General features: G+C 62.0%; 17 protein-coding genes, 5 tRNA genes and 1 pseudogene. 7 read left to right on the top strand and 16 right to left on the bottom strand.

What is annotated here, in order from left to right; genetic code table 11:
* Positions 1-81: 81 nt before the first annotated feature.
* From rpoC to KW830_RS13240, 15 genes are all read right to left on the bottom strand, one after another.
* On the bottom strand, positions 82-4,299 hold the full coding sequence (gene rpoC, locus KW830_RS13310; RefSeq protein ID WP_218333403.1) for a DNA-directed RNA polymerase subunit beta': 4,218 nt from the start codon (positions 4,297-4,299) through the stop codon (positions 82-84).
* A gap of 121 nt (positions 4,300-4,420) precedes the next feature.
* Positions 4,421-8,533: a DNA-directed RNA polymerase subunit beta gene (gene rpoB / locus KW830_RS13305; protein ID WP_066541606.1), complete on the bottom strand. Its 4,113-nt coding sequence runs from the start codon at positions 8,531-8,533 to the stop codon at positions 4,421-4,423.
* A 280-nt stretch (positions 8,534-8,813) separates the two neighbouring features.
* Positions 8,814-9,188, bottom strand: a complete 375-nt coding sequence (gene rplL, locus KW830_RS13300; RefSeq protein ID WP_066541605.1) for a 50S ribosomal protein L7/L12 — start codon at positions 9,186-9,188, stop codon at positions 8,814-8,816.
* Positions 9,189-9,228: 40 nt separating this feature from the next.
* On the bottom strand, positions 9,229-9,756 hold the full coding sequence (gene rplJ / locus KW830_RS13295) for a 50S ribosomal protein L10 (protein WP_066541604.1): 528 nt from the start codon (positions 9,754-9,756) through the stop codon (positions 9,229-9,231).
* A gap of 225 nt (positions 9,757-9,981) precedes the next feature.
* Positions 9,982-10,677 (bottom strand): 50S ribosomal protein L1, encoded by a 696-nt coding sequence (gene rplA, locus KW830_RS13290; RefSeq protein WP_066541602.1) that lies wholly within the window; start codon positions 10,675-10,677, stop codon positions 9,982-9,984.
* Position 10,678: 1 nt separating this feature from the next.
* Complete coding sequence (rplK, locus tag KW830_RS13285) at positions 10,679-11,110, bottom strand: 50S ribosomal protein L11 (RefSeq protein ID WP_066541600.1); 432 nt, start codon at positions 11,108-11,110, stop codon at positions 10,679-10,681.
* A gap of 98 nt (positions 11,111-11,208) precedes the next feature.
* Positions 11,209-11,805 (bottom strand): transcription termination/antitermination protein NusG, encoded by a 597-nt coding sequence (gene nusG / locus KW830_RS13280; RefSeq protein WP_066541598.1) that lies wholly within the window; start codon positions 11,803-11,805, stop codon positions 11,209-11,211.
* Positions 11,805-12,188, bottom strand: a complete 384-nt coding sequence (gene secE / locus KW830_RS13275; protein ID WP_066541596.1) for a preprotein translocase subunit SecE — start codon at positions 12,186-12,188, stop codon at positions 11,805-11,807. The genes nusG and secE overlap by 1 nt, the downstream gene beginning before the upstream one ends.
* 89 nt (positions 12,189-12,277) lie before the next feature.
* Positions 12,278-12,353: transfer RNA gene (locus KW830_RS13270), tRNA-Trp, on the bottom strand.
* A gap of 13 nt (positions 12,354-12,366) precedes the next feature.
* Positions 12,367-13,557 (bottom strand): elongation factor Tu, encoded by a 1,191-nt coding sequence (gene tuf / locus KW830_RS13265; protein ID WP_192334956.1) that lies wholly within the window; start codon positions 13,555-13,557, stop codon positions 12,367-12,369.
* A gap of 74 nt (positions 13,558-13,631) precedes the next feature.
* Positions 13,632-13,706, bottom strand: a tRNA-Thr gene (locus KW830_RS13260).
* Positions 13,707-13,746: 40 nt separating this feature from the next.
* Positions 13,747-13,820 (bottom strand) — tRNA-Gly (locus tag KW830_RS13255).
* A gap of 54 nt (positions 13,821-13,874) precedes the next feature.
* Positions 13,875-13,960, bottom strand: a tRNA-Tyr gene (locus KW830_RS13250).
* Positions 13,961-14,050: 90 nt separating this feature from the next.
* Positions 14,051-14,126 (bottom strand) — tRNA-Arg (locus KW830_RS13245).
* A 67-nt stretch (positions 14,127-14,193) separates the two neighbouring features.
* A complete protein-coding gene (locus KW830_RS13240) occupies positions 14,194-14,823 on the bottom strand; it encodes a TetR family transcriptional regulator (protein ID WP_066541838.1) in 630 nt (209 codons plus the stop codon).
* A gap of 200 nt (positions 14,824-15,023) precedes the next feature.
* Between KW830_RS13240 and KW830_RS13235 the strand changes: the two genes are divergently transcribed.
* The 4 genes and pseudogenes from KW830_RS13235 to KW830_RS13220 form a co-directional block, all read left to right on the top strand.
* Positions 15,024-16,331, top strand: coding sequence for an efflux RND transporter periplasmic adaptor subunit (locus KW830_RS13235; protein ID WP_083520662.1), 1,308 nt, complete (start codon positions 15,024-15,026; stop codon positions 16,329-16,331).
* Positions 16,332-16,346: 15 nt separating this feature from the next.
* Positions 16,347-19,523, top strand: a complete 3,177-nt coding sequence (locus tag KW830_RS13230; RefSeq protein WP_115594709.1) for an efflux RND transporter permease subunit — start codon at positions 16,347-16,349, stop codon at positions 19,521-19,523.
* Entirely contained in the window at positions 19,516-20,952 is a 1,437-nt protein-coding gene (locus tag KW830_RS13225; protein ID WP_218333402.1) for an efflux transporter outer membrane subunit, read from the top strand. Before KW830_RS13230 ends, KW830_RS13225 begins: the two co-directional genes overlap by 8 nt.
* A gap of 220 nt (positions 20,953-21,172) precedes the next feature.
* Positions 21,173-21,694 (top strand): annotated as a pseudogene (locus tag KW830_RS13220) (cytochrome c5 family protein); the annotation flags it as partial.
* A 119-nt stretch (positions 21,695-21,813) separates the two neighbouring features.
* Here the strand turns inward: KW830_RS13220 and KW830_RS13215 are convergent.
* Positions 21,814-22,359: a DUF2946 family protein gene (locus tag KW830_RS13215; RefSeq protein WP_218333401.1), complete on the bottom strand. Its 546-nt coding sequence runs from the start codon at positions 22,357-22,359 to the stop codon at positions 21,814-21,816.
* 260 nt (positions 22,360-22,619) lie between these two features.
* Between KW830_RS13215 and KW830_RS13210 the strand changes: the two genes are divergently transcribed.
* Genes KW830_RS13210 through KW830_RS13200 form a run of 3 tightly spaced genes read left to right on the top strand, consistent with a single transcriptional unit; the run spans position 22,620 to position 24,690 of the window.
* Positions 22,620-23,213: a LemA family protein gene (locus tag KW830_RS13210; RefSeq protein ID WP_066541843.1), complete on the top strand. Its 594-nt coding sequence runs from the start codon at positions 22,620-22,622 to the stop codon at positions 23,211-23,213.
* Between the two features lie 27 nt (positions 23,214-23,240).
* Positions 23,241-24,146 carry a YgcG family protein gene (locus tag KW830_RS13205; protein WP_218333400.1) on the top strand — a complete coding sequence of 302 codons (906 nt, stop codon included), beginning with the start codon at positions 23,241-23,243 and terminating at the stop codon, positions 24,144-24,146.
* A gap of 1 nt (position 24,147) precedes the next feature.
* Positions 24,148-24,690, top strand: a complete 543-nt coding sequence (locus tag KW830_RS13200) for a TPM domain-containing protein (RefSeq protein WP_218333399.1) — start codon at positions 24,148-24,150, stop codon at positions 24,688-24,690.
* The last annotated feature ends 18 nt before the right edge of the window (positions 24,691-24,708 follow it).

The raw sequence follows: 24,708 nt of genomic DNA, 5'->3' as shown, positions 1-24,708 counted from the left end.
GCCAGCGCCGCCCAAATAAAAACGCTCCCCACCTGCCTTGCAGCAAGCGGGGAGCGTGGTCAGTGACGCAAGAGCGCGCGCTTACGCGGCGCTGTCGTCACCTGCGACGGACTCGTCAGCCGTCACGCCAGCCAGCTCGGCCGCTTCGGCTTCGGCGATGGCGCGGCGCTCGGCCTCGTCCATGGCGTCCTTGGCCTTGCGTGCCTGGTGGTAGGCCAGACCGGTACCAGCGGGGATCAGACGACCCACGATGACGTTTTCCTTCAGACCGCGCAGCTCGTCGCGCTTGCCCATGATGGCAGCCTCGGTCAGCACGCGGGTGGTTTCCTGGAAGGAAGCCGCAGAGATGAAGGAGTCGGTCGACAGCGAAGCCTTGGTGATACCCAGCAGCACGTTGGAGTACGTGGCAGGGATCTTGCCGTCGCGTTGCGCCGCTTCGTTGGTGTTGAGCACTTCGGAGCGTTCGACCTGTTCACCCTGGATGTAGGTGGTATCGCCAGGGTTCTCGATCACGACGCGACGCAGCATCTGGCGCACGATCACTTCGATGTGCTTGTCGTTGATCTTCACGCCCTGCAGACGGTACACGTCCTGCACTTCGTCCACGATGTAGCGCGACAGCTCTTCGATACCCAGCAGGCGCAGGATGTCCTGCGGATCGGCCGGGCCGTCCACAATCGATTCACCCTTGTTCACCACCTGGCCTTCGTGGACCAGAATGTTGCGCTCCTTGGGCACCAGCTCTTCCCAGACCTTGCCTTCCAGATCGGTGATCTGCAGGCGGATCTTGCCCTTGGTTTCCTTGCCGAAGGAGATCGTGCCGGTCATCTCGGCCAGCGTGCCCTTGTCCTTGGGCGTACGGGCTTCGAACAGCTCGGCCACACGGGGCAGACCACCGGTAATGTCGCGGGTCTTCTGACCTTCCACAGGGATACGGGCCAGCACTTCGCCGGGGCCCACGTCCTGACCGTCACGCACCTGGATCAGCGCGCCGACCTGGAAGCCGATCGTCACGGCGTGGTCGGTACCAGGGATCTTGACTTCCTGGTTGTTGGCATCGATCAGCTTGACCTGGGGACGCACCACCTTGGCAGAACCACGGCGCTTGGGGTCGATCACCACCAGGGTGGACAGACCCGTCACTTCGTCGACCTGCTTGGCCACGGTGAGGCCTTCTTCCACATTCTCGAACTTCACCTGACCGGCGTATTCGGTAATGATGGGGCGGGTCAACGGATCCCAGTTCGCCAGGATCTTGCCGGCCTTGATGGCTTCATCGGGCTTGACGGTCAGGATGGCGCCATAAGGCACCTTGTGACGCTCACGCTCACGGCCGTTTTCGGAGATCACGATCTCGCCCGAACGCGAAATCACGACCAGCTCACCCTTGGTGTTGCTCACATAGCGCATGGTCGGGTTGAAGCTGATCGAACCGTTCGACTTGGCTTCCACGCTCGAGGCCACGGCTGCACGCGAAGCCGCACCACCGATGTGGAACGTACGCATGGTCAGCTGGGTACCGGGTTCACCGATGGACTGCGCAGCGATCACGCCCACCGCTTCGCCCATGTTGATCAGGCCACCGCGACCCAGGTCACGGCCGTAGCAGGTTGCGCACAGGCCGAAACGGGTTTCGCAGGTCAGCGCCGTACGCACCTTGATCTCGTCCACGCCCTGGGCTTCCAGCTCTTCGATCGTGTCTTCGTCCAGCAGCGTACCGGCGGGCAGCAGCACCACGCGGGTTTCGGGATGCAGCACGTCTTCGGCGGTCGAACGGCCCAGCACGCGGTCGCGCAGGGATTCGATCACTTCACCGCCTTCGACGATGGCGCGCATCAGATAACCGTTGTAGGTGCCGCAGTCTTGCTCGTTCACGACCAGGTCCTGGGTCACGTCCACCAGACGGCGGGTCAGGTAACCCGAGTTCGCGGTCTTCAACGCCGTGTCGGCCAGACCCTTACGGGCACCGTGGGTCGAGATGAAGTACTGCAACACATTGAGGCCTTCGCGGAAGTTCGCGGTAATAGGCGTCTCAATGATGGAGCCGTCAGGCTTGGCCATCAGGCCACGCATACCGGCCAGCTGGCGAATCTGCGCTGCAGAACCCCGGGCACCGGAGTCGGCCATCATGTAGATGGCGTTGAACGACTCCTGGTCCACCTGGTTGCCGTCGCGGTCGGTGGTCTTCTGGACCTTCAGCTGGTCCATCATCACCTTGGACACGTCGTCACCGGCCTTGCCCCAGATGTCCACCACCTTGTTGTAGCGCTCGCCAGCCGTCACCAGACCGGAGACGTACTGCTGCTCGATTTCCTTCACTTCAGCTTCCGCGCGGGCCAGGATGTCGGCCTTTTGCGGGGGCACCAGCATGTCGTCGATGGCCACGGAGAAACCGGCGTGCGTCGACAGACGGAAACCGTTCTGCAGCAGCTTGTCGGCAAACACCACGGTGGCCTTCAGACCGCACTTGCGGAACGAAGCGTTGATGAGCTTGGAGATTTCCTTCTTCTTCAGCGCCTTGTTGATGTTGCTGAAGTCCAGGCCCTTGGGCAGGATTTCCGACAGCAGGGCACGGCCCACCGTGGTGTGCACCAGGCTCACGGATTTGACGAATTCGCCGGTTTCCTTGTCCTTGGTCCACTGGGGCAGACGCACGCTGATCTTGGCATGCAGCTCGGCTTCACCGGAATCCAGCGCGCGCTGGACTTCGTTGGTGTCCATGAACACCATGCCTTCGCCCTTGCCGTTGATCTTGTCGCGGGTCGCGTGGTACAGACCCAGCACCACGTCCTGGGAAGGAACGATGGAGGGTTCGCCCGAAGCGGGGAACAGCACGTTGTTGGAGGCCAGCATCAGCGTGCGGGCTTCCATCTGTGCTTCCACGGACAGGGGCACGTGCACAGCCATCTGGTCACCGTCGAAGTCGGCGTTGAATGCCGCGCAGACCAGCGGGTGCAGTTGCAGGGCCTTGCCTTCGATCAGGATGGGCTCGAACGCCTGGATACCCAAACGGTGCAGCGTAGGCGCACGGTTGAGCATGATCGGGTGTTCTTTGATGACCTCTTCCAGAATGTCCCACACCACGGGGCTGCCGGATTCCACTTCCTTCTTGGCGGCCTTGATGGTCGTGGCAATGCCCATCTGCTCCAGACGGGAGAAGATGAAAGGCTTGAACAGTTCCAGCGCCATCAGCTTGGGCAGACCGCACTGGTGCAGCTTGAGGTAAGGACCCACGGTAATCACGGAACGACCGGAGTAGTCCACGCGCTTGCCCAGCAAGTTCTGGCGGAAACGACCGCTCTTGCCCTTGATCATGTCGGCCAGCGACTTCAGGGCACGCTTGTTGGCGCCCGTCATGGCCTTGCCACGGCGGCCGTTGTCCAGCAGGCTGTCCACGGCTTCCTGCAACATGCGCTTTTCGTTGCGCGCAATGATCTCGGGAGCCTTCAGCTCCAGCAGACGGCGCAGACGCGAGTTGCGGTTGATGACGCGGCGGTACAGGTCGTTCAGGTCGGAGGTCGCAAAGCGGCCGCCGTCCAGCGGCACCAGCGGACGCAGGTCGGGAGGCAGCACGGGCAGCACTTCCATGACCATCCAGCCGGGCTTGATGCCGGACTTCTTGAACGCTTCCAGCAGCTTCAGGCGCTTGGCGTTCTTCTTGACCTTGACTTCGGAGCCGGTCAGATCGCCACGCAGACGCTCGATTTCGCTGTCGATATCGATGCCTTCCAGCAGGTCCTTGATACCTTCGGCGCCCATCTTGGCGGTGAACTCGTCGTAGCCGAATTCACGCTGCTTCGCGTCGTAGTCGTCTTCGGACATGATGCTGAACTTCTTCAGCGGGGTCATACCGGGATCGGTCACCACATAGGCTTCGAAGTACAGCACGCGCTCGATGTCGCGCAGCGTCATGTCCAGCACCAGACCCAGGCGCGAAGGCAGGGACTTCAGGAACCAGATGTGGGCGCAAGGTGCAGCCAGGTCGATGTGGCCCATGCGCTCACGGCGCACCTTGGTCTGGGTCACTTCCACGCCGCACTTCTCGCAGATCACGCCGCGGTGCTTCAGACGCTTGTACTTGCCGCACAGGCACTCGTAGTCCTTGATCGGGCCAAAGATCTTGGCGCAGAACAGACCATCGCGCTCGGGCTTGAACGTACGGTAGTTGATGGTCTCGGGCTTCTTCACCTCACCGAAAGACCAGGAACGAATTTTCTCGGGCGAAGCCAGGCCGATCTTGATGGCATCGAAGTGCTCATCCGGCGTGAATTGCTTGAACAGGTCGAGTAACGATTTCATAGACTCTTTCCCTTTCATCCAAATTAATAGCTGCCTCTGCGGGATCTGCATCGAATCCTCAATTCGATCGATGCAGATCCTTTGTTCATGCGCAGAAGGCGCTCACGTTTTTTACAAGGTCTCAGGAACGCTCGAGTTCGATGTCCAGGCCCAGGGAACGAATTTCCTTGACCAGCACATTGAACGATTCAGGCATGCCGGCTTCAATGGCGTGCTCGCCCTTGACGATGGATTCGTACACCTTGGTACGGCCCACCACGTCATCGGACTTCACGGTCAGCATTTCCTGCAGCACGTAGGCGGCGCCGTAAGCTTCCAGCGCCCACACTTCCATTTCACCGAAACGCTGGCCACCGAACTGGGCCTTACCGCCCAGAGGCTGCTGCGTCACCAGCGAGTACGGACCCGTGGAACGTGCGTGCATCTTGTCGTCGACCAAGTGGTGCAGCTTCAGGTAGTGCATGTAGCCGATGGTGGTCGGGCGCTCGAACTGCTCGCCGGTACGGCCGTCGAACAGGTAGGCCTGGGTGCGGCTGTCGGTCAGCCCCTTGCGCTCCTTCAGTTCATCGGGATATGCCAGCTTCAGCATGTCCTTGATTTCCTGTTCGGAAGCACCGTCGAACACCGGGGTGGCGAAAGGCACACCGGTCTTCAGGTTGTTGGCCATGCGCAGGATTTCGTCATCGCTCAGCAGCGACAGGTCTTCCTTGCGACCGCGGCTGTTGTAGACCTCTTCCAGGAAGGCGCGCAGATCGGCCATCTTGGCTTCGGCCTGCAGCATGTCGCCAATGCGCTGGCCCAGACCCTTGCCGGCCCAGCCCAAGTGCACTTCCAGCACCTGACCGATGTTCATACGCGAAGGCACGCCCAGCGGGTTCAGCACGATGTCGGCGGTGGTGCCGTCAGCCAGGTAAGGCATGTCTTCCACGGGCACGATGCGGGAAACCACACCCTTGTTACCGTGGCGGCCGGCCATCTTGTCACCAGGCTGCAGGCGACGCTTGACGGCCAGGTACACCTTGACCATCTTCAGCACGCCAGCAGGCAGCTCGTCGCCTTGCGTGAGCTTCTTGCGCTTTTCCTCGAAAGCCAGGTCGAACTCGTGGCGCGTCTGCTCCAGGGCGTTCTTGATGGATTCCAGTTGCGCAGCCAGTTCGTCTTCTGCAGGACGGATATCGAACCAGTGGAACTTCTCCACGCCGTCCAGATAGGCCTTGTCCAGCTTGGCGCCCTTGGCCAGCTTGTTCGGGCCGCCGTTGGCCACGCGGCCGATCAGCAGCTTTTCGATACGGTCGAACGCGTCGGCTTCCACGATGCGCAGCTGGTCGTTCAGGTCCAGGCGGAAACGCTTCAGCTCGTCATCGATGATCTGCTGAGCGCGCTTGTCGCGCTGGATGCCTTCACGGGTGAAGACCTGAACGTCGATCACGGTGCCGGACGAACCCTGGTCCACACGCAGCGAGGTGTCCTTCACATCGGAAGCCTTCTCGCCGAAGATGGCGCGCAGCAGCTTCTCTTCCGGAGTCAGCGTGGTCTCGCCCTTGGGAGTGACCTTGCCCACCAGCGTGTCGCCGGGTTGCACTTCCGCGCCCACGTAGATGATGCCGGACTCGTCCAGGCGGTTCAGCTGTTGCTCGGACAGGTTGGGGATGTCGCGGGTGATTTCTTCCGCGCCCAGCTTGGTGTCGCGTGCCATCACCACCAGTTCCTCGATGTGGATCGAGGTGTAGCGGTCTTCGGACACCACGCGTTCGGAGATCAGGATCGAGTCTTCGAAGTTGTAGCCGTTCCAGGGCATGAAGGCGATCAGCATGTTCTGGCCGATGGCGATTTCGCCCAGGTCGGTCGATGCGCCGTCGGCGATCACGTCACCCTTGGCCAGCTTGTCGCCGCGCTTGACGACGGGACGCTGGTGGATGTTGGTGTTCTGGTTGGAACGCTGGTACTTGATCAGGTTGTAGATGTCCACACCCACTTCACCAGCCACAGCCTCTTCGTCGTTCACGCGGATCACGATGCGGGTTGCATCGACGTAATCCACGATACCGCCGCGGGTGGCCGTCACCACGGTGCCCGAGTCGACCGCGGCAACGCGTTCGATACCGGTACCGACCATGGGCTTTTCAGGACGCAGCACAGGCACGGCCTGGCGCGACATGTTGGCACCCATCAATGCGCGGTTCGCGTCATCGTGTTCGAGGAACGGAATCAGCGAGGCGGCCACCGACACGATCTGTGCAGGCGACACGTCCATGTACTGCACGCGCTCGGGGGACAGCAGTGTGGACTCACCGGCTTCACGGGCCGACACCAGCTCACCCACCAGACGGCCTTCGGCGTCCAGTTCAGCATTCGCCTGGGCGATCACGTACTTGCCTTCTTCGATGGCCGACAGGTAGTCGATTTCCATCGTGACCTTGCCGTCCACCACGCGACGATACGGGGTTTCGATGAAACCGTATTCGTTCAGGCGGGCGTACAGAGCCAGCGAGTTGATCAGACCAATGTTCGGACCTTCAGGCGTTTCGATGGGGCAGACGCGACCGTAGTGGGTCACGTGCACGTCACGCACTTCAAAGCCGGCACGTTCGCGGGTCAAACCGCCCGGGCCAAGGGCCGACACGCGGCGCTTGTGGGTGATTTCGGCCAGAGGGTTGGTCTGGTCCATGAACTGCGACAGCTGCGATGCACCGAAGAACTCCTTCAGCGCCGCAGAAATGGGCTTGGAGTTGATCAGGTCGTGGGGCATCAGAGGCTCTTGCTCTGCCTGACCCAGACGTTCCTTCACAGCCTTTTCGATACGTGCCAGACCGGTGCGGTACTGGTTTTCGGCCAGTTCGCCCACGCAACGCACGCGGCGGTTGCCCAGGTGGTCGATATCGTCGACTTCGCCCTTGCCGTTGCGCAGATCCACCAGGATCTTGACCACGGCCAGGATGTCTTCGTTGGACAGCACCATGGGGCCTGTCGGATCGTCGCGGCCTACCTTGGCGTTGAACTTCATGCGGCCCACGCGCGACAGATCGTAGGTGTCGGCGTTGTAGAACAGGCGCTGGAACAGGGCCTGCACGGCGTCCTCGGTGGGAGGCTCGCCGGGACGCATCATGCGGTAGATCGCCACACGTGCAGCGAACTCGTCGGCGGTTTCATCCGTGCGCAGGGTCTGCGAGATGTAGGCGCCCTGGTCCAGTTCGTTCGTGTAGATGCACTGGATGTCCTGGATGCCGGCGCTGCGCAGCTTCTTCAGCAGGGCTTCGGTCAGCTCTTCGTTGGCCTTGGCGATGATTTCGCCGGTGTCCGGGTCCACGATGTTCTTGGCCAGCACACGACCGATCAGGAAGTCTTCGGGCACGCTGATGTACTTGGTGCCGGATTGTTCCAGTTCGCGGGTGTGGCGGGCCGTGACGCGCTTGTCCTTGGCCACGACGACCTTGCCGGACTTGTCGGTGATGTCGAAACGTGCGACTTCACCCTTCAGGCGGTCGGCCACGAATTCCATCTGTGCGCCGCTGTCCATCAGGCGGAAATTGTCGTTGACGAAGAAGTTCGCCAGGATGGACTCGGGGGTCAGGCCGATGGCCTTCAGCAGGATGGACACGGGCATCTTGCGACGACGGTCCACGCGGAAGTACAGCAGGTCCTTGGGGTCGAACTCGAAGTCCAGCCAAGAGCCGCGGTAAGGGATGATGCGCGCCGAGAACAGCAGCTTGCCCGAGCTGTGGGTCTTGCCCTTGTCGTGTTCGAAGAACACGCCAGGCGAACGGTGCAGCTGCGAGACGATCACACGCTCGGTACCGTTGATGATGAACGAGCCCTTGTCGGTCATCAGGGGCACTTCGCCCATGTAGACCTCTTGCTCCTTCACTTCCTTGACCACCTTGGACTGCGAAGTCGAGGACTCGCGGTCATAGATGATCAACTGCACTTTGGCACGCACGGCCGAGGCGAAGGTCAGACCACGGGTCTGGCACTCGCGCACGTCGAAAGCGGGCTTGGCAAGGTTGTACTCGACAAACTTCATCTCCACAAAACCATTGTGGGAGACGATGGGGAAAGCAGAGTTGAAAGCCGCTTGCAGGCCTTCAATGGTGCGTTTTTTGGGGGCTACGTCTGACTGCAGGAATGCGGTGTATGCATCTTTTTGCATCTGCAGCAGGTAAGGCACTTCGAGCACGCTATCGCGGCTGCCGAAACTTTTGCGAATTCGCTTACGTTCGGTGTAAGAATAGGCCATGAGATCTCCGGGCAAAGACTTGAGTCCTGGGTCTGCGACGACACTGTCCGGCAAGAAGGGCGCGCTCCTTTTGCCGGCTTGGCGGTTGGCCACTACCAACCATGGCGGACGGCGATGCGTTGCACATCGCCCGAACCAAGGCATCTTCTGCTGTCGGGTTGTCAGAAGACACTAGAAAAAAGGCGATTTGCCCGTTTTCTGGTGTGCTCTGGAAGCCAGTTCCACAAGCACCAAAGGCTGGAGGCCCTTGCGAGCACTCCAGCCTCAGGATTGGACTCAATTACTTGAGTTCAGCCTTAGCACCAGCTTCGGTCAGCTTCTTCACTGCGGCTTCAGCGTCGGCCTTGGCCACGCCTTCCTTCACGTTCTTGGGAGCGCCGTCGACCAGGTCCTTGGCTTCCTTCAGACCCAGGCCGGTGATTTCGCGCACGGCCTTGATCACGGCAACCTTGTTGGAACCGGCTTCAGCCAGCACCACGTTGAACTCGGTCTTTTCTTCAGCAGCAGCAGCAGCACCGCCGCCAGCAGCAGCAGGAGCAGCCATAGCGGCAGCGCTCACGCCAAACTTTTCTTCAATTGCCTTGACCAGGTCGTTCAGTTCCAGAACAGTCATGCTGTCCAGGGCGGTCAAGAATGCGTCTTTATCGAATGCCATGTTAATTTCCTAACAATTTGTTGGTTGTTTGTTGCCGCAATTAAGCTGCAGCGGCTTCTTCGGCGGCAGGTTGCTCTGCGCCTTCGCTCTTCTTTGCCGCCAGCGCACCCAGCACAACGGCTGTACGCGACATAGGCGACATGAGCAAGCCACACACTTGGGCCAGCAGCACTTCCTTCGAGGGGATGCTTGCCAGCTGCTTCACGCCGTTCACGTCCAGGGCCTTGCCCGAAAACGCGCCACCGCGAATCACCAACTTGTCGTTGGTCTTCGCGAAGTCGGCCACCACCTTGGCGGCAGCCACTGCGTCTTCAGAGAAGCCATAGATCAGGGGACCAGTCATCTGGTCAGCCACCACTTCAAACGCGCTACCGGCGACAGCACGGCGGGCCAGGGTGTTCTTCAACACGCTCAGGCTCACACCCTTGCTGCGCGCTTCGCTACGCAGTTTGGTCATGTCGGCGACCGTGATGCCACGGTATTCCGCGATCACAAGCGTTTGAGCTTTAGCGGCGAGGCTGGTCACTTCGTTGATGACCGCTTCTTTCTCACTGCGATTAAGACTCAAGGTCTACTCCTTCAAATGCGCACGCAGGGCAAGCCCCTTGTGCGCGCTCTTGTTGCAGCGACCAACTGTTAGAGGACATTCATCCATCTGCAGCGGGATCGCCATCTGCGCTGGCTATGCAATTAAGTGGCAAGCCACACCAGCGGTCTTGGATGACCTGTCCATGCGCACATGGACAGCCCACCACATCAGCCCGGACAAATCCGGGCAGAAGATTTTAGCGAATTACGCTGCGATGGATTGGGGCTCGACGCGAACACCCACACCCATCGTAGAGGAAACCGCCACCTTGCGCAGGTACAGACCCTTGCTGGAAGCAGGCTTGGCCTTGTTCAGCGCGTCCACCAGGGCGGCCAGGTTGGCTTGCAGCTTGTCGTTGTCGAACGAGCGGCGGCCAATGGTCGAGTGCACGATACCAGCCTTGTCCACGCGGAACTGCACCTGACCAGCCTTGGCGTTCTTCACGGCCGTAGCGACGTCGGGAGTCACAGTACCCACCTTGGGGTTGGGCATCAGGCCACGTGGGCCCAGGATCTGACCCAGCTGACCCACGACACGCATAGCGTCGGGAGCAGCGATCACCACGTCAAAGGGCATGTCGCCAGCCTTGACTTGGGCAGCCAGATCGTCCATGCCGACGATGTCAGCACCAGCGGCCTTGGCTTCTTCAGCCTTGGCGCCTTGTGCGAACACGGCCACACGGGTGGTCTTGCCGGTACCGTGAGGCAGCACGACAGCGCCGCGCACCACTTGGTCCGACTTCTTGGCATCCACGCCCAGTTGCACGGCCACATCGATGGATTCATCGAACTTGGCGGTTGCAGCTTCCTTCACCAGCACCACGGCTTCGCCGAAGGCGTACAGCTTGGTGGAGTCCACCTTGCCTTGGAGAGCTTTTTGCTTCTTGGTCAACTTGGCCATTTTACAAACCCTCCACGATCACGCCCATCGAACGGGCAGAACCAGCCAGCGTGCGCACGGCGGCGTCAACGTTAGCGGCATTCATGTCCTTCAGCTTGGTCTGAGCGATCTCTTCCAGCTGAGCGCGGGTGATCTTGCCGACCTTGGCCTTCAGAGGGTTCGAAGAACCCTTGTCCAGCTTGATGGCCTTCTTGATCAGCACGGTGGCGGGAGGGGTCTTGATGACGAACGTGAAGCTCTTGTCAGCAAAGGCCGTGATCACCACAGGCAGAGGCAGACCGGGCTCAACACCTTGGGTCTGCGCATTGAATGCCTTGCAGAATTCCATGATGTTCAGGCCGCGCTGACCCAGCGCAGGACCGATGGGAGGGGAAGGATTGGCCTTACCAGCTGGCACTTGCAGCTTGATAAAACCGACGATTTTCTTCGCCATGGATTTACTCCTTACGGGTATAGCGCCATGCAGTACATGGCTCCCCGTGTTAAAGGACTCTTATTTCAGCACGCGAGTCCCACAACGTGCGATCGGCATCAGGTCTTTTCGACCTGCGCAAATTCCAGTTCCACCGGAGTGGAGCGACCGAAGATCGCCACGGACACCCGCAGGCGGTTCTTCTCGTAATTGACTTCTTCGACCGTGCCGTTGAAGTCCGTGAACGGACCTTCCTTGACACGCACCAGCTCGCCCACCATGAACTCGATCTTGTGGCGCGGCTTGTCGGAGCCTTCCTGCATCTGGCTCACGATCTTCTGCACTTCCTCTTCCGAGATCGGTGCAGGGCGGTTCTTGGCGCCTCCCACAAAGCCGGTCACCTTGCTGGTGTGCTTGACCAGGTGCCAGGTGTCGTCGTCCATCACCATCTCGACGAACACATAACCCGGGAACAGGCGACGCTCGGTGGTCTTGCGCTGGCCATTCTTCATTTCCACCACTTCTTCGGTGGGAACCAGGATACGGCCGAATTTTTCCTGCATACCAGAACGCTGAATGCGCTCCGTGATGTTGCGCTCCACCGCTTTTTCCATGCCCGAATAGGCATGCACGATATACCAGCGCAAATCAGGATTCACTGCAGCAGCGGGCGCCACTTGAGCGCCCGATGCACCTGCGTCCATCGCATCAGTCATTATTTTCTCCAGCCCAGAATGAGGTCATACAACACCCACTCCACGGTCTTGTCGGTCAACCAGAGGAACAAAGCCATGATCACCACAAAGGCGAACACATAAAGCGTCATCTGCAAGGTCTCTTTGCGCGAGGGCCAGACAACCTTTTTGACTTCTTTCCAAGAATCCTTGGCAAACGCAATCAACTGCTTGCCTTGCTCGGAGACCAGGAACACGGCCGCAGCGGCCACCAGGCCGACCAACAGCACGCCCCATTGCGCAACAGGGCCTTGGGCGCCCAGAAAATAAAAGCCGGCGATGGATGCAATCACCAGAACCAGCACTGCAGCCAGCTTGGCCTTGTCGGCGCCAGAGCTTACTGTTTCAACTTGCGATGTAGCCATACCTAATCTTCATTCGCACAGCACAATGGCCGAGCACAAGACACTGAAGCCCGCCAGAGTCTGGCGGGCTTATCTTTACCACCTAGAGGTGGCAGGGGCAGTAGGAATCGAACCTACAACCTTCGGTTTTGGAGACCGACGCTCTGCCAATTGAGCTATACCCCTAAACCCTTAAATTTTAAGCCAGGATGGTAGCAACCACGCCTGCACCCACAGTACGGCCACCTTCGCGGATAGCGAAACGCAGACCTTCTTCCATGGCGATGGGGGCGATCAGCTTCACAGTGATCGACACGTTGTCACCAGGCATCACCATTTCCTTGTCGGCGGGCAGCTCGATGGAACCGGTCACGTCGGTGGTACGGAAGTAGAACTGGGGACGGTAGTTGTTGAAGAAAGGAGTGTGGCGACCGCCTTCGTCCTTCGACAGCACATACACCTCAGCGGTGAAGTGGGTGTGGGGCTTGATCGAAGCGGGCTTGCACAGCACTTGGCCACGTTCCACGTCTTCACGCTTGGTGCCGCGCAGCAGCAGACCCACGTTGTCGCCAGCTTGACCTTGGTCCAGCAGCTTGCGGAACATTTCCACGCCCGTGACGGTGGTCTTCTGGGTGTCCTTGATACCGACGATTTCGATTTCTTCGCCGACCTTGATGATGCCGCGTTCGATACGGCCGGTCACCACGGTACCACGACCGGAGATCGAGAACACGTCTTCCACGGGCATCAGGAAAGCACCGTCCACAGCACGCTCAGGCGTGGGGATGTAGCTATCCAGAGCTTCGGCCAGACGCAGGATAGCGGGTTCACCCTTGTCGGATTGGTCGCCTTCCAGGGCCAGCTTGGCAGAGCCGCGGATGATGGGGGTGTCGTCGCCGGGGAAGTCGTACTTGGACAGCAGCTCGCGCACTTCCATTTCGACCAGTTCCAGCAGTTCTTCGTCGTCCACCATGTCAGCCTTGTTCAGGAAGACGATGATGTAAGGCACGCCCACCTGACGCGACAGCAGGATGTGTTCGCGGGTCTGGGGCATGGGGCCGTCAGCGGCCGAGCACACCAGGATAGCGCCGTCCATCTGGGCAGCGCCGGTGATCATGTTCTTCACATAGTCGGCGTGACCAGGGCAGTCCACGTGAGCGTAGTGGCGGTTAGCCGTTTCGTACTCGACGTGAGCGGTATTGATGGTGATACCGCGGGCCTTTTCTTCGGGTGCAGCATCGATCTGGTCGTAGGCCTTGGCTTCGCCGCCAAACTTCTTCGACAGAACGGTAGCGATAGCAGCCGTCAGGGTGGTCTTACCGTGGTCCACGTGACCGATGGTGCCCACGTTCACGTGGGGCTTGGTGCGCTCGAACTTTTCTTTTGCCATTTTTTCGACTCCGAAAAAAATCAAATGCTCTAACTTGCTCTGGGCGCTACCATCTGAAAGAAGCACCAGAAAGATGGTGCCCATGGGCAGGATCGAACTGCCGACCTCTCCCTTACCAAGGGAGTGCTCTACCACTGAGCCACATGGGCAAACACCACGCACGAATGCGCAATGTTGGAATTTCAAACCTGGAGCGGGAGACGGGAATCGAACCCGCGTCATTAGCTTGGAAGGCTAGGGTTCTACCATTGAACTACTCCCGCAAACCTTGCGTTTGCGCGCATCGCCCTAGGCGACACATCTCTTGCAACCATTACTGGTGGAGGGGACTGGATTCGAACCAGTGTAGGCGTAAGCCAACAGATTTACAGTCTGCCCCCTTTAGCCACTCGGGCACCCCTCCGAAGAGATTTGAATTGTAGCACCGTTTTTTCTCGCAAAAAGAAATCGGTGATTTTTTCTTCCTCCTCCCCACACAAAGTGCAGCAGAAGATGGCGCGGCTGGCGGGGATCGAACCCACGACCCTTGGCTTCGGAGGCCAATACTCTATCCACTGAGCTACAGCCGCTACAGACACAATTCAACGTCTCAAGCCCGCTATTGTGGCATGACTTTCCCACGCAGTCAGCGCAGCATCACGCAGCCAAGGCAAACCCCAGACCCCGCAGGTACGCATCCACGGCGCGCATGCCCACTGCCGAGAGCCCAAAACCGCCGCGCGAAAGCAGCCAGCTCTGGATCACCCCATCAAACAGACAGCGCAAAGCCAGCGCCGCCTCGCCCGCACTGACCGGCAGCTCGATCTGCTGCTCGCCCTGCGCATGCACCAGCGCGGCTTCCAGCTTGGCGCCGAACTCTGCCATCGCCTGTACATTGCGCTCCTGCACGGACACCAGCTCCCCTACGTATTCCACCTTGTGCAGCAGCACCTCGAACACCTTGCGGGTCTGCGAATCCTCTTCCAGCCGCACAAAGACGGACGCAATCACATGCCGCACCCGCGCCAGGCCTTCCAGCCGGGCGCCACCCACATCCTCGCCATAGGCGGCCTGCTCCAGCGGCAGCGTGACCCGCTCCAGCATGGCGTAGAACAGATCCAGCTTGTCCTTGAAGTGCCAATAGACCGCGCCCCGCGTGGCCCCCGCGCGCTGCGCTATTTCATTGAGCGAGGCGCGCGCCACCCCTTGCTCATAGAACACCTGCTCCGCCGCATCCAGCAGACTGTTGCGGGTCGCGCAAGCATCTTCCTTTGTCCGACGCGCCACGCTGTACTCCTTCCCACACAGGGTTTGACATTCATCCCACAGACTCGGAGGATGCTGTCAGCAGCCTCAAGTGTCATTATACATTCATGGATGTATGTATAATTGCGACATCGATTTCCAGGGCATGAGACTCTGTTTTTGGCGCGACGCACAGGCATCGCGCCCTTTTTTGCATCCAACAAACTACCGGAAGGACTTTCATGCATCCCGTGTATGAAGCAAGCCGTGCGGCCAAGGCCCCCCTCTTCGCCCCCCACGCCCGTTTGCGCGCCATCGCCCTGGGCGTGGCAGTGGTGTCGGCCTTGAGCCTGGCTGCATGTGGCGACAAAAATGACGGTGCGCAGAATGCGCAAGCAGCCGCACAGGCCAAGCCTCCGGAAGTCGGTGTGGTGACCGTGAAGCTGGGCAGCGTTCCCCTGGTGACCGATCTGCCCGGTCGCCTGGAAGCCTTCCGCACCGCCCAGGTCCGCGCACGCGCGGCCGGCATCCTGCAAAAGCGCCTGTTCCAGGAAGGCTCGGACGTCAAGGTCGGCCAGAAACTCTTCCAGATCGACAGCACGCCCTACCAGGCCAATCTGCAAAGCGCGCAAGCCACCCTGGCCCAGGCCGAAGCCAGCCTGGTGCAGGCGGCCGCCACCGCACGCCGCTACAAGCCCCTGGTGGAAGCCAATGCCATCAGCAAGCAGGACTACGACGCCGCGATCGCGGCCGAAAAAGCGGCACTGGCCCAAGTGGCCGCCGGCAAGGCCGGTGTGACCAACGCCAATGTCAACCTGGGCTATGCCACAGTCACCGCCCCCATCGCCGGCCGCATTGGCCGCGCCATGGTGACCGAGGGCGCGCTGGTCGGCCAGGGCGAAGCCACCCAGCTGGCCACCATCCAGCAGATCCATCCGCTGTACGTCAACCTGACGCAGTCTTCGACCGACATCCTGCGGCTCAAGGAAGCGCTGGCCGCCGGCAAGCTCACCCGTGACGGCGCGAACGCCGCCAAGGTCCATGTCTTCACCGAAGACGGCAAGGAATACGGCCACACCGGCCGCATGCTGTTCACCGATCTGACCGTGGACGAGAACACCGGCCAGGTCAGCGTCCGTGCCGAGCTGCCCAACCCGAATGGTCTGCTGCTGCCCGGCATGTATGTGCGCGTGCAGCTGGAACAGGCCCAGGTGGACAACGCCGCTGTCATTCCCCAGCAGTCCGTGACCCGCAATGAAAAGGGTAACTTCGTGCTGGTGGTGGCGGAAGACGGCACCGTGGCCCCGCGTCCCGTGCAGATCAATGGTTCACAAGGCAACAACTGGATCGTGACGGGTGGCCTCAAAGAGGGCGAAAAAGTCATGGTGGACGGCGTGATCAAGGTCGGCATGGGTGCCAAGAAAGTGACCCCGGTGCCATGGCAAGCCGACGCCAAGGCCGCTCCCGCAGCAGCCGCTCCGGCCGCAGACAAAGCCCCCGCCGCCAAGCCGGAAGCTGCCGCAGACGCCAAGCCTGCGGCGGCCCAATAAACGGGACAGATTTCTATGTCGAAGTTTTTTATCCACCGCCCTATCTTTGCGTGGGTGATTGCGATCTTTGTGGTGCTGGCCGGCATCATCTCGATCACCCAGCTGCCAGTGGCGCAGTTCCCGTCCGTGGCACCGCCCACGATCACAGTCACGGCCACCTACCCCGGAGCCACCTCCGAGACCATGACCGATTCGGTGCTTCAGCTCATTGAACGTGAGATGAACGGTGCCGCCGGCCTGATGTACATGGAAAGCAAGGCCCCCGCCGGGGGCCAGGGCACCCTGACCCTCACCTTCAAGCCCGGCACCAATGCCGACCTGGCCCAGGTGGACGTGCAGAACCGCCTGGCGCGGGCCGAGCCCCGTCTGCCCAGCGTGGTGCAGGCACTGGGGGTGAAGGTCGACAAGGCGATGAGCAACTTCCTGATGATTCTGGCCTTCCAAGCCGAGTCCGGGGAAACGTCGCGCGACGACATTGCCGACTACGTCAACCGCAACGTGCTGCCCGAAGTCCAGCGCCTGGAAGGCGTGGGCAAGGCCCAGCTGTTCGCGGCCGGCCGCGCCATGCGCATCTGGGTCGACCCCATCAAGCTGCAAGGCTATGGCCTGCCCATTGCCTCGGTGAATGCCGCGATCGCCGCACAGAACCAGCAGATCTCCGGCGGTGCACTGGGTGACACCCCCAACGTCCCCGGCACAACCATGAGCGCCAGTATCGTGGTCCCCGGCCAGCTCACGACGCCCGAGCAATTCGGCAACGTGGTGCTGCGCTCCAACGCCGACGGCTCGACCGTGCGCATCAAGGACGTGGCCCGCGTGGAGCTGGGCACCGAGTCCTATGCCTTCAACTCGCGCCTGGACGGCAAGCCTGCCGTCGCCATGGCGGTGCAGCTGACCTCCACCGCCAACGCCATGGCCACGGCCAAGCTGGTCTATGAAAAGATGGACACGCTGGCGCCCTTCCTGCCCCCGGGCGTGAACTGGTCCGCGCCGTACGACACCTCGAAGTTCGTCAAGATCTCGATCGAGAAAGTGGTGCACACCCTGCTCGAAGCCATCGTGCTGGTGTTCATCGTGATGCTGGTCTTCCTGCAGAACATCCGCTACACCCTGATCCCGACCATCGTGGTGCCCATCGCCCTGCTGGGGACCTTCGGCGTCATGCTGGCTGCGGGGCTGACCATCAACATCCTGGCCATGTTCGCCATGGTGCTGGTGATCGGTATCGTGGTGGACGATGCCATCGTGGTGGTGGAGAACGTCGAGCGCATCATGGCCGAGGAAGGCATACCGCCCAAGGAAGCCACGATCAAGGCCATGGGCCAGATCCAGGGCGCCGTGGTCGGCATCACGGTGATTCTGGTCACCGTGTTCCTGCCGCTGGCCATGTTCTCCGGCGCCACCGGCAACATCTACCGCCAGTTCTCGCTGGTGATGGCCATCTCCATCTTCTTCTCCGGCTTCTTTGCGCTGACGCTGACCCCCGCGCTGTGCGCGACCATGCTCAAGCCCATCCCCAAGGGCCATGCGCATGACAAGAAGACCGGCCCGCTGGGCCCCTTCTACAACTGGTTCAACCGCAAGTTTGACGCCGGCACCAAGCGCTACCACGGTGCATTGAACTCCGTGGTCAAGCGCTCGTTCCAGGCCGTGGTGGTCTATCTGCTGGTGATCGCCGGTGTGGCCTTCATGTTCATGAAGCTGCCCAGCGCCTTCCTGCCGACGGAAGACCAGGGCTATGTGATCTCGCTGGCACAGCTGCCGCCCGGCGCCACGCTGGACCGTACCGGTGATGCCGTGGCCGAGCTGGAAAAGTTTGTGCTGAGCCAGCCCGAAACCGACCACATCGTGAGCATTCTGGGCTTCAGCTTCTCCGGCCAGGGACAGAACATGGGTCTGGCGTTCACCACCCTCAAGGACTGGTCGCAGCGCAGTGGTGCGGGCTCGGATGCGCAATCGTTTGCCGGCCGCACCATGGGTGCCATGATGGCGCTGCGCGACGGCTTCATCTACACCCTGGTGCCGCCGTCGATTCCGGAACTGGGCAACAGCGATGGTTTCACGTTCCGCCTGCTGGACCGTGGCGCCAAGGGCCACGCGGCCCTGCTGGAAGCGCGCAACATGCTGATGGGCAAGGCCAACCAGAGCCCCATCCTGACCGGTGTGCGCTTTGACGGCGTGGACGATGCGCCACAGTGGCAGGTCAACATCAACCGCGACGCCGTGTATGCACAGCGCGTCAGCATGGGAGATCTGGCGTCCACGCTGGCCACGGCCCTGGGTTCGTCGAACTCCACCGACTTCCCCAACCAGGGCTATATGCAGCGCGTGACCATCCAGGCCGATGCCCACCGCCGCATGCAGCCGGAAGACGTGATGCGTCTGACCGTGCCCAATGCGGATGGCAAGCTGGTGGAGCTCTCCACCATGGTGAGCGCCAAGTGGATCTCCGGCCCCATGCAGGTGACCCGCTACAACGGCTACCCCTCCATGAGCATCACCGGCTCCGCCAAGCCCGGCTACACCAGCGGCCAGGCCATGGCCGAGATGGAAAAGCTCGCCCTGGACCTGCCCGAAGGTTTTGGCTACGAGTGGACCGGCCAGTCGCTGGACGAAAAGAAGTCCGGCTCCTCGGCCATGCTGCTGTACGCCTTCTCCATCCTGGCCGTGTTCCTGTGCCTGGCTGCGCTGTATGAAAGCTGGAGCATTCCGCTGTCCGTGATGCTGGTGGTGCCGCTCGGTGTGCTGGGTGCGCTGGCCGGGATGTTCATCCGCGGCATGCCCAACGACATCTACTTCCAGGTGGCGCTGATCACCGTGATCGGTCTGTCCGCCAAGAACGCGATCTTGATCGTGGAATTTGCGAAGGACCTGCACGCCCAGGGCATGAGTGCCTACGACGCGGCGCTGGAAGCCGCCCATCTGCGCTTCCGCCCGATTCTGATGACGTCCCTGGCGTTCATTCTGGGCGTGGTGCCGCTGTACATCGCCTCCGGTGCAAGCGCGGCCAGCCAGCGTGAAATCGGTACCGGCGTGTTCTGGGGCATGGTGATCGGCACGCCGCTGTCGATCTTCCTGGTGCCCATCTTCTTCATCGGCGTCTTCAAGCTGTTTGGCCAGAAGCTCGACCAAGACAAGACCCCTCCCGCATCCACCGCTGCGGTGACTGACGGAGGCTCTCACCATGACTAAGCGACTTGTTCCCACCCTGCTGGTCAGCGCGCTGCTGGCCTCCGGCTGCTCCTTCATCCCGCAACTGGAGCGCCCGGCGGCGCCCGTGGCTGCCAGCTACCCGGCCGCCAACGCCGCCAGCACCAGCACGGCTGCGGCCGACATTCCGTGGCAGAACTTCTTCGCGGACGCCCGTCTGCAGCAGCTGATCACCCTGGCGCTGGACAACAACCGCGACCTGCGCGTGGCCGTGCTCAATATCGAGCAGGCCCGCGCCCAGTACCAGATCCAGCGCGCCGCGCAGTTTCCGGAGCTGGGGGTGGCCGCCCAAGGGTCCCGTGCTGCCAGCACCGACGGTTCCGGCTACGTCAACACCTACATGGTGGGCCTGTCCATGCCCAGCTGGGAGATTGACTTCTGGGGCCGCATCCGCAGCCTCAAGGAGCAATCCCTGGCCCAGTACCTGGCCACGGAAGAAGGCCGCAAGTCGACCCAGATCAGTCTGGTGGCCGCGGTCGCCAATGCCTGGCTGGGCCTGCAGGCCGATGAGGAACTGCGCGCCATCTCGCAGCGCACGCTGCAGACGCGCGAAGAATCGGTGCGCCTGGCCAAGCTGCGCTTCGATGCGGGCGCCTCGTCGGAACTGGACTTCCAGCAAGCCCGCTCGCTGACCGAGAATGCCCGCGCCACACTGGCCCAGCAGACCCGCCAGCGCGATCTGGACATCAATGCGCTGACCCTGCTGGTGGGGCAGCAGGTGCCTGCCGAGCTGCTGGCCAGCCTGCAAGGCAAGCGGCTGGCCGATCTGCCGGCGCTGGCCGATGTGCCTGCGGGCCTGCCTTCCGATCTGCTGCTGCGCCGCCCGGACATTCGCCAGGCCGAACAGAGCATGGTGGCCGCCAACGCCAGCATCGGTGCGGCCCGCGCACTGTTCTTCCCGAACGTGTCGCTGACCGCCGCCGCCGGCTTTGCCAACACCGAGCTGTCCGACCTGTTCAAGTCCGGCTCCACCACGTTCAGCATTGCGCCGTCCATCTACCTGCCGATCTTCACGGCAGGCCGCAACCAGGCCAATCTGGAGGTGGCTGAAACCAGCAAGAAGATTGCAGCGGCGCAGTATGAAAAGGCCATCCAGACCGCTTTCCGCGAAGTCTCGGATGCCCTGGTCAGCCGCGAATCCCTGGTGGAACAGCTGCGCGCCCAACAAGCCCAGCTGGAAGCCGAGTCCTCGCGCCTGAATCTGTCCAATCTGCGCTACACCAACGGGGTGGCCAGCTACCTGGATCTGCTGGATGCCCAGCGCTCCCTGTTCACGCTGGAGCAGGCTGTGGTGCAGGTGCGACTGGCACAGCTGCAGAACCAGGTGTTGCTCTACAAGGCGCTGGGCGGCGGCTGGACCGAAGCCTCCCAGACCGCAGCAGCCCCCGCCGCTGCAGCACCGGCGCAATAAGGCGCAGCAGCGCCACTGCACAGCCTGCCCGCAGGCAGGCCCCGACAAGGCCCTGGCACCCGCCAGGGCCTTGTTGTTTTATGGCCCAGATGCCGGCTTCTTGATCTACCTCACGACAAGTGCGGCCACCGCGTCAACCCGTGGCGTTGCCAGTGGCTAGCGCATAGGCGGTCGATATAATCCGCAGTTCCTTTAAGCCCACACAAAAATTGAGGTCTTCATGAGCGCCACCTCCCACGAAGAAGCCCATACGGGCCCGGTCAAAAATCCCAAGCAATTGCTGATCGCGGTCTTTTTCTCGTTTGTCATCCCGGTGTTCGTCATCATCGGCCTGGTGCAATTCGTGAGTTCTTCCAACAAGACCGGCCCGGGGGCAGGCAACCACGATATGGCGCAGGCCATGCGCATCCAGAAGATCGGCTCCGTCGAGATCCGCGATGCCAACCGTCCCCTGCGCGGCGGTGAAGATGTGTACAAGGGCCAGTGCGCAGCCTGCCACGCCACCGGCGTTTCGGGCGCGCCCAAGTTCGGCGATGCCGGCGCCTGGGGCCCTCGTCTGGCCCAGGGCTTTGAGACCCTGGTCCAGTCGGCACTGAAGGGCAAGGGCGCCATGGCACCGCAAGGTGGCGGTGATTTCAATGACCTGGAAATTGCACGCGGCGTGGCGTTCATGGCCAATGCCGGCGGCGGCAAGTTCGACGAGCCCCAGCCTCCCGCTGCAGCGGCAGAGACCGCCGAGGCCAAGTAAGCCCTCTGTGCTCCGCCCATCAAAAAAGGACCGCGCTGCGGTCCTTTTTTGTTGCTCCGGCGCACTCCGGTCTGCCCGCCCGGGCGCACGCTCTTGGGCGCCCCCTGGGTGGATCAGGCCGCTGCGGAGGGTGCGTCGGCCACCAGCTGCTGCGGGCTGCGCACAAACCGGAACTGGGCCTCCAGGGCTGCACTGCACACCTCGTGCGGCTCCCAGCGCCCGGCTTCAATCAATGCCGCCATGCGCATCACATCCTGCGTGTGCACCAGGCCCAGCACACCGTCGGCCACCAGATAGACATGGCCCTGCTCGTCCACCAGGCAGCGCTGCGGCTGGACCGACCGACCGGTGTGGGTGCGCACGCTGCCATCCTCGTCCACCCGCCACACCACCGGCGTGTCTTCCAGCTCCACATACACACGCTGCGGCCCGTTCTGGAAATACCAGCAGCCCCGCGCATCCACCTCGTAATTGCGGCCGATGAAGTCGAGCAGCTTTTCATGCTGCAGCAGCGATCCCTTGCTGCTGGGGAAAAAGCCGCATGCCTGGGTGGCGTGGTCACGCAGGAACCAGCGCCCGCGCGCGTCCAGGGCCAGCCAACCGTAGCAATCGGGCACGTTGGGCCATTTAGCCAGGGCCTGCTTCACGATGTCATCCATAGCGCAACGCTTCCTTCTTCCGTTCACCCCGGCCCCGCACACCTCTGCGCAACCAACAAGCAGCCTGAATGCGTCATGATAGTGGGCGCCTGCATGTGCGGAGCATACCCGTGCACCAGAACCCAGGGATTTTGTGCAGGGCCCTACGCCGCTGTGCTCTCGCACGCTGTGCCTGCTGCCCTACACCGACCAACGGTCGCTCTGTTGCACAATCTGTGCTTCTTTGCGCCTTTTGCTGAACATTGCCTACGAGGTCTGCCATGAAACGTCTGCTTGCCATTCTCGCCCTTGCCCTTGGCCTCAGCGGCTGCGGCTACAACGATTTCCAGCGTTTGGACGAGCAGACCAAATCCGCCTGGAGCGAGGTGCTGAACCAGTACCAGCGCCGCGCCGACCTGGTGCCCAACATCGTGGCCTCGGTCAAGGGTGAAGCCAGCTTCGAGCAGGACACGCTCACCAAGGTGATCGAGGCCCGTGCCAAGGCCACCTCCATCCAGGCCACGCCCGAGCTGATCAACGACCCCGAGGCCTTCAACAAATTCCAGCAGGCCCAGGGCGAGCTGTCCGGCGCGCTGTCGCGCCTGATGGTGGTGGCCGAGCAATACCCCAAGCTGCAGGCCAACCAGGGCTTCCGTGACCTGCGCGTCACACTGGAAGGCACGGAAAACCGCATCACCGTGGCCCGCAACCAGTACATCAAGACCGTGCAGGACTACAACGTGCTGGCGCGCAGCTTCCCCACCAACCTGACCGGCATGGTGTTTGGCTACAAGCCCAAGCCCAACTTCACGGTGCAGAACGAGGCCGAAATCTCGCGTCCTCCCACGGTGGACTTCTCCAGCGGCAAAAAGTAAGTGCAGCCGTCCGGAGCGGGATCCACCATGCCTCTGACGCACTGCAGGCGCGCGCTGGGCGCTCTCTTCCTCCTCGTCTTTGCACTGCTGTGGCAGCCTGCCGTCGCGCAGCCGCTGCAGCCCGTGCCCGCCCTGACGGCACGGCTGATGGACCAGACCCAGACCCTGTCGGCCGAGCAGGCCCTGGCCGTGGAAAACCGGCTGCGGGGCATCGAGGAAAAATCCGGCTCCCAGGTGGTCGTGCTGATGGTGCCCACCACGGCACCGGAAGACATTGCGGCCTACGCCTGGCGCGTGGCCGACAGCTGGAAGATCGGTCGCAAGGACGTGGGCGATGGCCTGCTGATCGTGGTCGCCAAGAACGACCGGCGCATGCGCATGGAGGTAGCGCGTGCCCTGGAAGGCGCCATCCCCGATCTGGCGGCGGCCCGCATCATCGACCAGCAGATGGCCCCGCATTTCCGCCAGAACGACTACGCCGGCGGCATTCTGGCCGCGCTGGACCAGGTCGCTGCGCGCATCGCCGGTGAAGCCCTCCCGGCCCCCAGCCAACCCGCACGCCAGCAAGACCGGGGCTGGGACCTGGAAGAGTTGGCCATCTTCCTGTTCTTCGGCGTAATGGTCGCCGGCCCCATCGTGCGCGGCATCTTCGGCAACAAACTGGGGGCCGTCATCATGGGTGGCGGCACTGGCTTCCTGGCCTATGTGCTGACCACCAGCCTGCTGCTGGCTGGCGGTGCCGGCGTGCTGGCCCTGTTGTTCACCCTGTTGTCCAACAGCCGCGGGGGCGGGGGCGGTGGAGGCGGCCCCTTCATCGGTGGCGGTGGTTGGGGCGGAGGCTCTGGCGGCGGTGGCGGTTTCGGTGGCGGCGGAGGGTTCAGCTCCGGCGGTGGTGGCAGTTTTGGGGGCGGCGGCGCCTCGGGGAGTTGGTGACATGGCAGGCTTGTGGAACCGTTTGCAGCGCCTGCTGCACCACCGCTGGACCGAGGGCCAGGTTCGCCGCGCCTTCCCGCCCGAAGTCCTGCTGCGCCTGGAGCGCCAGGTGGCCGCCAGCGAAGCGCGCCACAGCGGCCAGGTGCGCCTGTGCGTGGAAGGCGGCCTGCCCTATAGCTACATCTGGCGCGACGCGACGGCGCGCGAGCGGGGTGTGGCGCTGTTCGGCAAGCTGCGCGTGTGGGACACCGAGCAGAACAACGGCGTGCTGATCTACCTGCTGATGGCAGACCACGCCATCGAGATCGTGGCCGACCGCGCACTGCACCGCGCCGTGCCGGCCGCCAGCTGGCAGGCCGTGCTGGAGGGCATGCAGCAGGATTTCCGCCGCGATGCCTATGCGCAAGGAATGGAAACCGCCTTGCTGCGCGTCTCCGACCTGCTGGCGGTGCACTTCCCCGCCGACGCCGCGCACCACACCGGCCATGACGCCAGCCTGCCCGATACGCCGGTGGTCCAAGGCCGGTTCTTCAAGGATATGTAAGCGGCCACACCGAGTTTC

Source organism: Comamonas sp. CMM03, from assembly GCF_019218715.1.
Taxonomy (GTDB): domain Bacteria; phylum Pseudomonadota; class Gammaproteobacteria; order Burkholderiales; family Burkholderiaceae_C; genus Comamonas; species Comamonas terrigena.
This window is presented reverse-complemented; position numbering and strand designations above follow the sequence as displayed.